General features: G+C 31.6%; 13 protein-coding genes. 8 read left to right on the top strand and 5 right to left on the bottom strand.

The window, feature by feature from the left end; all coding sequences use genetic code 11:
• The first annotated feature begins 9 nt into the window (after nucleotides 1-9).
• Nucleotides 10-666, top strand: coding sequence for a fructose-6-phosphate aldolase (fsa, locus tag G4L40_RS04875; RefSeq protein WP_026726663.1), 657 nt, complete (start codon nucleotides 10-12; stop codon nucleotides 664-666).
• 53 nt (nucleotides 667-719) lie between these two features.
• Here the strand turns inward: fsa and G4L40_RS04870 are convergent, their stop codons facing one another.
• Entirely contained in the window at nucleotides 720-2,123 is a 1,404-nt protein-coding gene (locus tag G4L40_RS04870) for a TlpA family protein disulfide reductase (RefSeq protein ID WP_166236038.1), read from the bottom strand.
• Between the two features lie 156 nt (nucleotides 2,124-2,279).
• Here G4L40_RS04870 and G4L40_RS04865 point away from each other — a divergent pair, with 156 nt between their 5' ends.
• The 7 genes from G4L40_RS04865 to G4L40_RS04835 all read left to right on the top strand — a co-directional run bounded on the left by G4L40_RS04865 (nucleotide 2,280) and on the right by G4L40_RS04835 (nucleotide 8,229).
• The gene (locus G4L40_RS04865) at nucleotides 2,280-3,899 is read left to right on the top strand and encodes an ABC-F family ATP-binding cassette domain-containing protein (RefSeq protein WP_166236037.1); all 1,620 of its coding nucleotides are present in this window, start codon (nucleotides 2,280-2,282) and stop codon (nucleotides 3,897-3,899) included.
• Nucleotides 3,900-3,993: 94 nt separating this feature from the next.
• Nucleotides 3,994-4,533, top strand: a complete 540-nt coding sequence (gene pyrR / locus G4L40_RS04860; RefSeq protein WP_166236036.1) for a bifunctional pyr operon transcriptional regulator/uracil phosphoribosyltransferase PyrR — start codon at nucleotides 3,994-3,996, stop codon at nucleotides 4,531-4,533.
• A 29-nt stretch (nucleotides 4,534-4,562) separates the two neighbouring features.
• Nucleotides 4,563-5,492, top strand: a complete 930-nt coding sequence (locus G4L40_RS04855) for an aspartate carbamoyltransferase catalytic subunit (RefSeq protein ID WP_166236035.1) — start codon at nucleotides 4,563-4,565, stop codon at nucleotides 5,490-5,492.
• Nucleotides 5,493-5,522: 30 nt separating this feature from the next.
• Nucleotides 5,523-5,855, top strand: coding sequence for a ribonuclease Z (locus tag G4L40_RS04850; protein ID WP_166236034.1), 333 nt, complete (start codon nucleotides 5,523-5,525; stop codon nucleotides 5,853-5,855).
• Between the two features lie 69 nt (nucleotides 5,856-5,924).
• On the top strand, nucleotides 5,925-6,830 hold the full coding sequence (locus tag G4L40_RS04845) for a ribonuclease Z (protein WP_166236033.1): 906 nt from the start codon (nucleotides 5,925-5,927) through the stop codon (nucleotides 6,828-6,830).
• Nucleotides 6,831-6,856: 26 nt separating this feature from the next.
• Nucleotides 6,857-7,501, top strand: a complete 645-nt coding sequence (pdxH, locus tag G4L40_RS04840; protein WP_166236032.1) for a pyridoxamine 5'-phosphate oxidase — start codon at nucleotides 6,857-6,859, stop codon at nucleotides 7,499-7,501.
• 236 nt (nucleotides 7,502-7,737) lie between these two features.
• Nucleotides 7,738-8,229 carry a CAP domain-containing protein gene (locus G4L40_RS04835; protein ID WP_166236031.1) on the top strand — a complete coding sequence of 164 codons (492 nt, stop codon included), beginning with the start codon at nucleotides 7,738-7,740 and terminating at the stop codon, nucleotides 8,227-8,229.
• A 206-nt stretch (nucleotides 8,230-8,435) separates the two neighbouring features.
• Here the strand turns inward: G4L40_RS04835 and G4L40_RS04830 are convergent, their stop codons facing one another.
• The 4 genes from G4L40_RS04830 to G4L40_RS04815 form a co-directional block, all read right to left on the bottom strand.
• Complete coding sequence (locus tag G4L40_RS04830) at nucleotides 8,436-8,933, bottom strand: SMI1/KNR4 family protein (protein WP_166236030.1); 498 nt, start codon at nucleotides 8,931-8,933, stop codon at nucleotides 8,436-8,438.
• A gap of 120 nt (nucleotides 8,934-9,053) precedes the next feature.
• Nucleotides 9,054-10,961 carry an OmpA family protein gene (locus tag G4L40_RS04825; protein ID WP_166236029.1) on the bottom strand — a complete coding sequence of 636 codons (1,908 nt, stop codon included), beginning with the start codon at nucleotides 10,959-10,961 and terminating at the stop codon, nucleotides 9,054-9,056.
• Nucleotides 10,962-10,972: 11 nt separating this feature from the next.
• A complete protein-coding gene (locus G4L40_RS04820; RefSeq protein WP_166236368.1) occupies nucleotides 10,973-11,881 on the bottom strand; it encodes a PorP/SprF family type IX secretion system membrane protein in 909 nt (302 codons plus the stop codon).
• A 34-nt stretch (nucleotides 11,882-11,915) separates the two neighbouring features.
• On the bottom strand, nucleotides 11,916-13,351 hold a 1,436-nt coding region (locus G4L40_RS04815), incomplete at its 5' end, for a gliding motility-associated C-terminal domain-containing protein (protein ID WP_166236028.1).

The raw sequence follows: 13,351 nt of genomic DNA, 5'->3' as shown, positions 1-13,351 counted from the left end.
TTAAAAAAGATGAAATTTTTTATTGACACAGCTAATTTAGAGCAAATTAAAGAAGCACAAGAATTAGGAATTTTAGATGGCGTTACTACAAACCCATCGTTAATGGCTAAAGAAGGCATTACAGGAAAAAATAACATCCTAAAACATTACGTAGATATTTGCAACATTGTTGACGGTGATGTAAGTGCAGAAGTAAATGCAATGGATTTAGAAGGAATGATTAGAGAAGGTGAGGAGTTAGCTGATTTACACGAACAAATCGTAGTGAAATTACCTATGACTAAAGAAGGTGTAAAAGCATGTAAATATTTCTCTGATAAAGGAATTAAAACGAATGTAACTTTAATTTTCTCTGCTGGACAAGCTTTATTAGCGGCAAAAGCGGGAGCAACATATTGTTCGCCTTTCTTAGGAAGATTAGATGATGTTTCTACAGATGGTTTAAATTTAATTGATGAAATTCGTCAAATTTATGATAACTACGGATTTGAAACTCAAATTTTAGCAGCTTCTGTGCGTCATACCATGCACGTTATTAACTGTGCTAAAATTGGTGCTGACGTTATGACCGGACCTTTATCATCAATTACTGGATTGTTAAAACATCCATTAACTGATATTGGAATTGCTCAGTTTATTGCGGATTACGAAAAAGGAAATAAATAATTTCTGAAGTATATAAAACAAAAAAAAGCGTTCTGAATTTCAGAACGCTTTTTTTATTTCAAATTGTTTTCAAAATTCATGTCAAATAAATTTGCAAAACCATTTTTTATCGTACCATCATTATTTAAGATAATGATTCTATGCACTTTAGTAATTACCCATTTCTTTCTAATTGCTTCAAAATTTACTGCATGTAATTCATTTGTTGGGCTAAGTTTATATTTTTTTAAGGCATTATTCCAGTTAGGCTGGGTATCATCAATATTAATGGCTATGAAATTGTAGTTTGGATATTTTTCTTTTAATTCTTTAATTTTATCATGAGCAATTACTAAGTGTGATTCTGCATGAGTTGTCCAAAAATAAAGTACTGTTGGTTTTGTAATTGTAGCCTTTAAATCTACTTTTTGATTGTTGGCATCAACAAGATCAATAATTGGTAAATGATTGCCAACTTTTAAATTTTGTACCGAATTATATATCTCGGTTACTTCTTTTTGTTGTTCTTTGTCTGTAGAAAGTTGTAAATAACGCTCAATAAATTTTTGGTTGTTGTACATGTTTTGATCTTCTAACAAGTACATAAGAGCAACGTTATTAAGAACAACATTTTTTACCTTTTTGTTTTTGATTAGTGTATCGGTAATGTTTAGTTTTTCAATGTTGTTTTCTATTGAGTTTTCATCAATACTACCTTTGTTTTTTTCAAAAGCAATATTATTCAACATCACACTAATATACTTTATAAAAGGAGAAAAATTAGTCAAATTATTATTTTCAAAATCAACTTCTTTTCTGTGAGTATAATAATCGGACGGTAAAGAAGTTCTTATGTTTTCGCCTGTTCTGAATTGGTGTGCGTAAGGATAGATTTCTTTTTTTGTAATATGATGAAAATCTAAACTAGCTTTTGCAACTGCATCAAAGTTTTCATCCCAACCAATTTCTGCACGTCTTTTTAAATAAAAAGATTTACGAATTGCAAAACTTGAATCAATATTTTTTATAAATGATTTTACATTTCGATCAAAAACATCAAACATGGTAGCTTTATCTTCTTCATTTTTAAGATACATTTCCATTAAGAAATTGTTCTTTTCATCGCCACGACCACAAAAAACGATTGAGTTATCAAAATCGAATGCATTCATTCTAACCATTAAACTATCGTTTTTGTCAAAATAAACATATTGATACTCTGGCTCGTGTTTAAAAGTGTATAAACCAGGAGCTAAAGAGTCAAACTTGTGCATGAAACGATTGTTTTTGTCTAAATAAATAGTATCAATAACTTCGTTATCTTTAAGAAATAGCACAAACTTTGATTGAGGATTTTGTACTTCGCCACCAAAATATGCCACATAGTTTTCTGCTTCAAATGTCTTTTTACAAGAGGTTAAAGTAGAAAATACAACAATAGATAAGGGCAAAAAATATTTTATGTAATTCTTAATCATTCAATAGATTATTAATTTCTAAAACAAATGTATTGGATATATTCAAACTAGCTTGTTAATGTTCAGTTAAAATAAACCTATATTTATTCTAAATAAAGCGTTCAAAAATCTACTATTTTTACTACTTTTGCAACAGTTTTATAAAAAAATACAAAAATGTTAACAGTTTCAAATTTATCGGTTCAATTTGGGAAACGAATTTTATTCGATGAAGTAAATACAACTTTCACACAAGGTAACTGCTACGGAATCATTGGAGCCAATGGTGCTGGGAAATCTACTTTCATGAAAATCATTGCTGGAGAGATGGAGCCAACTTCAGGAAGAGTTATTCTTGAGCCAGGAAAACGTATGTCGGTTTTAAACCAAAATCACAACTTATTTGACGAATATACTGTTTTAGAAACAGTTTTGATGGGAAATAAAGTATTGCATGCTATTAAATCTGAAATGGATGCTTTATATGCCGATTATACAGATGAAAATGCCAACAGAATCGGAGAATTGCAATTGCAATTTGACGAAATGAACGGTTGGAATGCAGAAAGTGATGCGGCTACAATGTTGTCTAACTTAGAAATAGGAGCAGAACATCATTATACATTAATGGGTGACTTGGACGGAAAGCTAAAAGTTCGTGTGTTATTAGCACAAGCTTTATTTGGAAATCCAGATGTGTTGATTATGGATGAGCCTACCAACGACTTGGATTTTGAGACCATTGGTTGGTTAGAGAATTTCTTAGCGAATTATGAAAACACAGTATTAGTTGTATCTCATGACCGTCACTTTTTAGATGCGGTTTGTACACACGTTTCGGATATTGATTTTGGAAAAATCACACATTATTCTGGAAATTACACGTTTTGGTACGAATCTTCGCAATTAGCAGCCCGTCAAAAAGCACAACAGAATAAGAAAGCTGAAGAGAAAAAAGCTGAATTAGAAGAATTTATCCGTCGTTTTAGTGCAAACGTAGCAAAGTCAAAACAAGCTACTTCTCGTAAAAAAATGATTGAAAAATTAAATTTAGACGAGATTAAACCTTCAAGCAGAAGATATCCAGCCATCATTTTTGATACAGAAAGAGAAGCAGGAGATCAAATTTTAAATGTACAAAATTTAGCAGCTTCTATAGATGGTGAAACGTTGTTTAAAAATGTAGATTTAAACATGGCGAAAGGCGATAAAATTGTAGTTTTCTCTAAAGATTCGAGAGCTACAACCGCTTTTTATGAAATCTTAAATAATAAAATGACACCTGATTCAGGAACATTTGATTGGGGAATTACTACAACACAATCGTATTTGCCAGTTGAAAATCATGAGTTTTTTGATGGAGTTGATTTAAACTTGGTAGATTGGTTACGTCAATGGGCAAAAACAGAAGAAGAACGTGATGAAGTTTATGTTCGTGGATTCTTAGGAAAAATGATTTTCTCTGGAGAAGAAGCCTTAAAAAAATGTAACGTTTTATCTGGAGGAGAAAAAGTACGTTGTATGTTGTCAAGAATGATGATGATTAGAGCAAACGTATTAATGTTAGACGAACCAACGAATCACTTAGACTTAGAGTCGATTACGGCTTTTAATAATTCATTAAATAATTTCAAAGGTTCGGTTTTATTTACAACGCATGACCACGAATTTGCGCAAACAGTTGCCAACAGAATCTTAGAATTAACACCAAATGGTGCTATCGACAGATACATGACATTCGATGAATATTTAGAAGATGATAAAATCAAAGAATTGAGACAAAAAATGTATTCTTAATATCATTCCCGTTGCTAATTTTAGTAACGGGATTTTTTTTACATTACAATTGCTATTAGAAATATAAATTCTAAATTTGTACAAACAACACACTATGAGTCAAAAAGTTTTGCTCACTTCAAAAGAAGTACACATTATCTTGCATCGATTAGCTTGTCAACTAATTGAAAATCATTTAGATTTCTCAAATACTATCTTAATCGGTTTACAACCTAGAGGTAAATTTTTAGCCGAAAGAATCAAACAAATTTTAGAATCAGAGTATCAAGTATCCAACATTCAATTGGGATTTTTAGATATTACGTTCTTTCGTGATGATTTCAGAAGAGGCGAAAAACCATTGGAAGCTAACAAAACCCAAATTGATTTTTTAGTTGAAGATAAAAAAGTAGTCTTTATTGATGATGTTTTATATACTGGAAGAAGTATCAATGCTGCTTTAACAGCGATTCAATCCTTTGGAAGACCATCAGAAGTAGAATTATTAACTTTAATTGACAGAAGATTTAGCCGTCATTTACCTATTCAACCTGATTATAGAGGAAGACAAGTAGATGCTATAAACAACGAAAAAGTATTAGTAAAATGGCTTGAAAACGATGGAGAAGATGCCGTTTATCTAATCACAAAATAACATAACTACAAACACACAACTACATATAAATGAAAGAATTATCAGTAAATCATTTAATCGGAATAAAATATATTACCAAACAAGATATTGATTTAATCTTCGAAACGGCTGACCATTTCAAAGAAGTTATCAATCGTCCCATCAAAAAAGTACCATCTTTACGAGATGTTACGATTGCCAACATTTTCTTTGAAAACAGTACAAGAACTAAATTATCTTTCGAATTAGCTCAAAAACGACTTTCTGCGGATGTAATTAGTTTTTCAGCAGCACAATCTTCTGTTAAAAAAGGAGAAACTTTAATTGATACGGTTAACAACATTTTATCTATGAAAGTAGATATGGTGGTGATGCGTCACAGTAGCCCAGGAGCTGCTCATTTTTTATCACAAAATGTAAAGGCAAGTATTGTAAATGCTGGTGATGGAGCACACGAACATCCAACTCAAGCCTTATTGGATAGTTTTACGATTAGAGAAAAATTAGGCGATGTAGGCGGAAAGAAAATCGTAATCGTTGGCGATATTTTACACTCAAGAGTAGCCTTGTCCAATATCTTTGCTTTACAAATGCAAGGCGCAGAAGTGAAAGTGTGCGGACCAAAAACATTAATTCCAAAATACATTGAATCACTTGGAGTAACAGTTGAGCCAAATTTACGTAAAGCTTTAGAATGGTGTGATGTAGCAAATATGTTACGCGTTCAAAATGAGCGTTTAGATGTGAGCTATTTCCCAACTACAAGAGAATATTCACAGCAATATGGTGTAACTAAAGAATTGTTAGATTCGCTAAATAAAGAAATTGTAATTATGCATCCGGGACCAATTAATAGAGGTGTGGAGATTACTTCAGATGTAGCTGATTCACAACAATCGGTTATTTTGGAGCAAGTAGAAAATGGAGTAGCGGTTCGTATGGCAGTGATTTATTTATTGGCAAGTAAGATTAAAAATTAGTATCTTAGCATAAAATCAGAAATTCAACAAATGAAAGTCGATCAAAAAGGACATACCACTATCATCAAAGACACGCAAAATAATATTGAAGCTTTTGTGGGCAAGATTACCAATGAATATCATGTATTTCAAAGTCAAAATTTAATTTTGGACTTATCGCATGACAAAGCAATTTCCAATGGAGATTTAGTTCATTTTAAAGAATTGGCAAAAAATCATAAAGAGGCAAAAAAATCAATGATTATAGTTTCTGATGCAGTTGATTTTGATAAAGTGCCTAATTATTTAAACGTAGTTCCATCTGTCTTAGAAGCCCACGATATGATTGAAATGGACGAAATTGAACGCGATTTAGGATTTTAATAAAAGTTTACAGTCTCAGTTTACAGTATTCAGTAACTGCGACTGAAAACTGCGACTGAACACTAAAAAATGAAACTACAAATACTCGGTTGTTATGCAGCCACCCCAAGAACCATAACAAATCCAACATCACAAGTTTTAGAGATGAAAAACCATTTGTTTCTAATTGATTGTGGCGAAGGAACGCAAGTGCAATTGCGCAAGCATAAAATCAAGTTTTCTCGTATTAATCATATTTTTATTTCCCATTTACACGGTGATCATTTTTATGGATTAATCGGTTTGATTTCAACGTTTATGTTGCTAAATCGCGAAAATGATTTGCATGTTTATGGTCCAAAAGGAATCAAAGAAATTATTTTATTGCAATTACGCGCTTCGGGTTCGTTTACTGGATATAATTTATATTTTCATGAATTAGAATCTACAGCAAGTGAAGTCATTTTTGAGGACGAGACGGTAATTGTAAAAACTATTCCACTAAATCATCGTGTGTATACGAACGGATTTTTGTTTCAGGAAAAAGTAGGAAAACGTCATTTGAATATTGAAGCCGTTGCAAAATATAAAATAGAAAAATGTTATTTTGATAAAATCAAATCGGGTGGAAGTGTGACTTTAGATTCTGGTGAAGTAATTGATAATGAATTACTTTCATTGCCTCCAGATGCTACAATGAGTTATGCTTTTTGTAGCGATACTTTGTATGATGAATCGATTGTACCGATTATAAAAGATGTAGATGTATTGTATCACGAAGCAACTTTTCTAGATTCAGAAGCGCATTATACTGAAAAAACCAAGCATACTACAGCAAAAGGAGCTGCACAAATTGCTAAGCTTGCCAATGTAAAGCATTTAATTTTAGGACATTATTCTACAAGATATGGTTCTATTGATCCATTTAAAACGGAAGCAAAAACTATTTTTGAGAATGTGCTTTTAGCCGATGATGGCAAAGAATTCGTATTTTAGTACTTCCAAATTCTACAAATAGAAAGATGAAAGATTTAAGTAATTACAGAAAATCCTATGAAAAAAGTGAGTTACTGGAAAATCAAATTCCAGATGACCCTATAAATCTTTTTCATAAATGGTTTTATGAAGCAGAAGAATTAAATGCTGCAGATGAAGTGAATGCAATGACCGTTTCAACTATAGGTTTGGATGGATTTCCAAAATCAAGAGTGGTATTGCTCAAAAAGTTCAATGAGGAAGGTTTCATTTTTTACACCAATTATAATTCTGAAAAAGGAAAAGCAATTTTAAACAATCCTAATATTTGTTTATCATTTTTTTGGCCTACAGTTGAGCGTCAAATAATTATTAAAGGGATTGCAGAAAAAACGGCTGCAAATATTTCAGATAATTATTTTGCCTCTAGACCAGATGGCAGTAAACTTGGAGCTATTGTTTCTCCACAAAGTGATGTAATTCCGGATAGAACTTTTTTGGAAAATAATTTAAAGCAATTAGAAAAAGATTTTGAAGGGAAAGAGATTCCTCGTCCAGCACATTGGGGAGGTTTTATCGTTAGACCTGTTGAAGTAGAGTTTTGGCAAGGTCGTCCTAATCGTTTGCATGATCGCATAAGATATCAATTACAAGAAGATTATAACTGGAAAATTGAACGATTATCACCTTGATTATCAATTTTATATGTTTTTACATTTACATCCTGTCAAACTTTGGCGAGATTTTTTATTTTTTGTAAGTAAAATTGTAAGTATTTGAATTACAAGGTGTTAATATGTTAAATTTTAGTGTATTTCATCGATTTTATTTGCATGTTATCGACGATTACGTACATTTGTCTTGTAAATCAAACACTTAGTCGATTTTTTTTTATTTTTTGGCAGAGTGTTTCTTAAACAAGGAAATTATGAAAAAAATAATGATCACCTTTTTTGCCCTTACAATCTCCCTACCATTATTAACCTCATGTTCATCTGATTCAGAAAGTGTTTCTGGCTCGAATGAAACTGAAAAAAATTATTCCCATTCAGCCGCTGAATTAGAATTATTAGACGAAGTAAATGCTTACAGAGTTTCTGTTGGATTAAATGCATTACAAATCATTGAACATATTTCATACAAATCAAATGAGCATAATGAATATATGATTGCTATTCATGATGTAAACCATGATGGATTTGAAGAAAGAAAAGCCAATTTACAAGAAGTTCTTGGAGCGGCTAGAGTAGGAGAAAACGTTGCCTATGCCTATTCATCAGCTCAATCTACAGTAGCCGCTTGGGTAAACAGTCCAAGTCATAAAGCTAATTTAGAAGGAAATTATACACATTTTGGAGCATCAATCAAAATGGATGCTGATGGTAAAAAATACTACACCAATATGTTTATTAAAAAATAAGATTTCATGTTTGTTTATAAAAAAAAAGCAGCTATTTGAGAGAATAGCTGCTTTTTTTGTGAGTTAAAGGTTTCGGCGCTTGGCGTCTGTTGCGAGCTTCGTAACGGCTTATTTTCTGCTAAGATAAGATTTCTTGCGAAATATAAACGTGAATTTACTACAAAATTCGCAATTGCGCTAAACGTGTGTTAGCGGATAGCCCATTTTTACTTTTCTGTTCCGTCTAAATTATATTCTCCAAGAGTCCATTCAATCATTACTTCGTTAATCCATTCAACAAAGTTTTTATTACAAGTTTCTACTTCGGAAATATTTTCATAATTACAATCGTGTTGCCAAAATACAATTGGACATATCTCATTTTCAATTCGAGATAAATCTATACAATAATGATTTCCATACCCATCAGGTGAAAATGGTAAAAAATATTTTGGCATAGGATTACCGACTTCATTATGTTCAAAATCATATATTTCATCAAGTGAAGAATTCAAAAACTCTTTTCCAATTCCATATACTTCTGTTACACTTAAAGAAAAACCATTGTTTTTTTTAATAAAATATTTAAAATCCTTCGGCAGTTTATATTCAATTTTGCTTTCAAAATCTTCAATTCGAGAGTCAATTATTGGACTTCCTAAGTTCAAAATTGAATTTGAAAATTTTAATAATTCTTCGTATGTATTTAGGATTTTGTCTTCCACTTCGATTTTCTTTTTGGATTTCCACTAACTAGTAAACATCTCAAAGATATACAACATTTTTCACATAAAAAAGCAGCTATTTTCTTTATAAATAACTGCTATCTTTGTGTGTTTAGGTGTTTACATTTTTATGATAATGAATTCGCTTCTACGATTTTTTTGATGCTCTTCTTCGCTACAATTTACTCCATCGGCACAATTGTTTAATAGTTGTGTTTCACCATAGCCTTTTGCGGTTAAACGGTTGCGCTCGATGCCATTTTTTACCATAAACTCTAATGTAGATTTTGCTCTTCTATCAGAAAGTAATTCATTGTATTGATGCGTTTGGCGACAATCGGTATGCGAACGAATGTCAACCACCATGGTAGGATATTGTTTCATTACCGCAATAATTTTTTCTAAATCTTCAGCTGCATCAGGGCGAATATTCCATTTGTCTAAATCGAAATAAATGATACTTATATTCAATACTTTTGCTAAGTCGGTTCCTTTTTCAATTGGAATAATATTGCGTTTTAATGCTATATCCAATTCCGATTTTCCAGACGTTGTTGCAGGATTGAATGTTTTTTCAGCAGTCTCATATTCTTCTTTAGAAGCTCTAATGAAGTATTTTTTATTACAATCTAATTTGAACTCATAATATCCTTTATCTGAAGATGTTGTTTCACTAATTTTAGTCATGTTTTCATCAAATAATACAACTTTTGAATTTGGTAAAATTTGTTGATTATCAATATCTTTAATTAATCCACTTAGCGTATGTGTACATATAGTAAATGTGTAAATGTCATCATATCCAGTTCCGCCTTCTCTGTTAGATGTAAAGAAGCCAAGTTTTTCTTTATTGGTATAACCAAAATCATCTTTTGAACTATTAATTGGTTTGCCAATATTTTGCGGTTTTGAATATTGCTTATTTTCTAATTTACTTTCAAATACATCTAAACCTCCTAAGCCTGGGTGGCCGTCAGAGGCAAAAAATAAAGTATTGTCTGCATCGATAAAAGGAAAAGTTTCTCGCCCTTCTGTATTAATTGTAGTTCCTAAGTTTTCTGGTGTTCCAAAATTTCCATTCGAATCAATGGTTACTTTATATAAATCAGACATTCCATAACTTCCTGGCATATCAGAAGCAAAATACATTGTTTTTTCATCTGGACTCAAAGCTGGATGTGCTGTTTTATAATTGTCATTGCAAAAAGGAAGTTCTGTAATATTTGTCCATTCGTTGTTAATTAGTTCGGCTTTATAAATTTTTTCAAGAATACTAACTTTATCATCACTTTTTCCTTTTTTACCATTATTATAATTATTTCTAGTAAAATACATTGTTTTACCATCTTTAGTAAAAATAGGGGATGACTCATTGAATTTGGTGTTAATTTCTTTTGAAAAATTTTCAACACCACCTAATTTTCCGTTATTATCTATTGTGGCTACAAATAAATCGGTAAAATTTTGATTGGTCCAATCATGGATTCTTGAAGAAGAATTTCCTTCACTTCGAGAAGATGTAAACACAATTTGATCGCCCAAAAAAGAAGGTCCGTAGTCATAAAATTCAGAGTTGATTTCAGTTTTATCCATTGTGTATTTTCCTGAAACAGCATCAATATTAGCTACATAATCTTTGTTTTGGGCAAATAATTTTCCTCTATTATCGTTGGTTTTTTGATTGAAGAGTTCCATGTACTCATTAGCTTTATCATATTTTTCTTGAGATTTTAAAGCTTGTGCATATCTAAAATAGTATTCTGGATCTACTTCTTGATTAAGCGCAAATAAATCACCATACCATTTGGCGGCTTTATCTAATTCTCCATTGAAATAATAGGCGTTTCCTAATTTTTGAAATAAATCAGCAGATTTGTAACCTTTTTCAGCTACTTTTTCATAAATCTCAATTGCATCGATATAGGAAAAAGTGTCGTATTTTTTATCGGCAGTTTTTAATTTAGAAGATTGTCCAAAGGCTGAAAGTGTTATGCCTACAAGTAAAATTAAAGTATATTTTGCTTTCATAATCATATCGTTTAAAAGAATCTAGGTGCAGAAACGCGTGTTCTATTGAAAAGTTCATAACGAAGAAATATTTCGTGTGAACCTGAATTATATCTAGCTAATTTAGTAGTTTCCATATCATAACCATATCCAATAAACCAAGAATCCGAAATTTGAAATCCAGCTAATCCACTCACGGCAGCATCCCATCGATAAGCAGCTCCAAGTGTTAGTTTGTCAAATAATAAGAAATTAGCGGTAATATCTGCTTGTAAAGGAGAGCCTTCAACTACTTTTGTCATTAATGCTGGTTTGAATTTTAAGTTTGGATTTAGTTCGAAAACATGACCTGCAATAAAGTAAAAGTGCATTTTTTCTTTAGTAATAGCAACATTATTGTCGTTATAACGATAACTTTCAAAGAAATTAGGAACAGACAAGCCAACATAAGTATTTTCAGAAAACAAATACAATCCAGCGCCAACGTTTGGTGAAAATTCGGTATCAACGTTTTGAAATTGCGGATCTAATGGATCATAAATAGTTAATTTATTGACATCTAAGTTAAATAGATTAGCCGTACCTTTTAATCCAAGAGATAATTTATAATTTTCAGAAATTTGAATAAAATAAGCTAAATCAGCAGAAATTTCGTTTTCAGAAGTTGGTCCAATTTTATCATTTGTAAAAGAAACTCCAATACCAAAATTTGAATCACCAAGAGGAGAATTTACGGTAAAATTATTTGTTACAGGTGCTCCATCTAAGCCCACCCATTGATTTCTATGTAGAAGAAAAGCAGTTAACGTACCTCTAGAACCCGCATAGGCAGGGTTTACGTTAGCTGTATTATACATATATTGGGTATATTGAGAATCCTGTTGACAATAGCACAACCCATGTAAAATGAATGCACAAATTGTAGTGATATATGTTTTCATCATGTTCATATTTTTAGTTGCCATAATTCAATTCTTAACGGTTAAGGTATAAATAACCTGATCTATCATGCTTTTTATTTTCTTCATCCGTATATTTCAAAATATAGAAATAAGTTCCATCTGGTAAAAGTTCGTTTTTATTAAATGTATTTCTACCTTCAGATTTACCTTTAAAAGATTTTAATGCATTATCATAGCCTTGTTCATCATAAACTAATATTCCCCAACGGTTGTATATTTCAACCGTATTATCAGGATAACATTCAATACCATCAATTAATAATATTTCGTTTGACTCATCATCATTTGGTGAAACCGCATTATAAACGGTAATATCACATGCAGCTAAAACTACACAATCATCATTAACATTAAGATAGATTTCATATATCATCGGACAATCACTATCTTCTTGTGAAACAATATATTGTAAAGTATAATAGCCAAGTTGAACATTTTCAGGATTAAAAATATTACCAGCTAATCCACCTGAATTTGTAATCTCTATCCAAGTTCCATTTGTAGGAATTGAATCGTCTAATATAGTAAATAAATTTATAGGCTCCTCTTCTGTACAAATTGCATATGGAATAGCATCAAATGGATCTTCTACGGTTACATTAATAATTTGAGAGAAGGTTGCCTCATTTCCACAATTATCAGATACAACCCATTCATGTGTAATGGTATATTGATAGATTGAAATAGTATTAGTTGTTTCAGTATGAATTACTTCAAATATTCCTGAACAATTATCAGTAAATTCAGGAATTGGAGTTGCAGGTATTTCTGAACAACTAACATTGATAACGGCTTCTAAAGGCGTAACAATAATTGGTGCAGCTGTATCGGAAACAGTGATAGTTTGAGAAAAACTTGTACTATTATTACAATCATCTGTTGCTGTCCATGTTCTTATAATTATGTATTGACCAGCACAATTTGAATTTTCTGCATTAATTGTATCAGTCATAGAGATTGTGACTTCATTATCACAAGAATCTATTGCATATAAAGTTTGTGCTTCAGGAATAGCATCACATGAAACACTAATATCATTAGGTAATTCACTTGTAAATGTTGGAGCAGTGGTGTCTTGCACTGTAATTACTTGTGAATCCGATACGGAGTTTCCACAAACATCAGTAGCCGTCCAAGTACGTGTTAGCGTATATGAATTAGCACAAGTACCTGCTGTAGTGGTTTCAGTAAAAACAACCGAAACAGCACTATCACAATTATCTGAAGCAGTAATCACTGCAGCTGTTGGAATAGCATTACACTCTGCTGTTACATCTGCTGGAATTACCATATCGAATGTTGGAGCAGTGGTGTCTTGCACTGTAATTACTTGTGAATCCGATACGGAGTTTCCACAAACATCAGTAGCCGTCCAAGTACGTGTTAGCGTATATGAATTAGCACAAGTACCTGCTGTAGTGGTTTCAGTAAAAACAACCGAAACAGCAC

This window comes from Flavobacterium celericrescens, from assembly GCF_011392075.1.
GTDB lineage: Bacteria > Bacteroidota > Bacteroidia > Flavobacteriales > Flavobacteriaceae > Flavobacterium > Flavobacterium celericrescens.
Note: the sequence above shows the minus strand (reverse complement) of the source record. Positions and strands in the feature narration are given on the sequence as shown.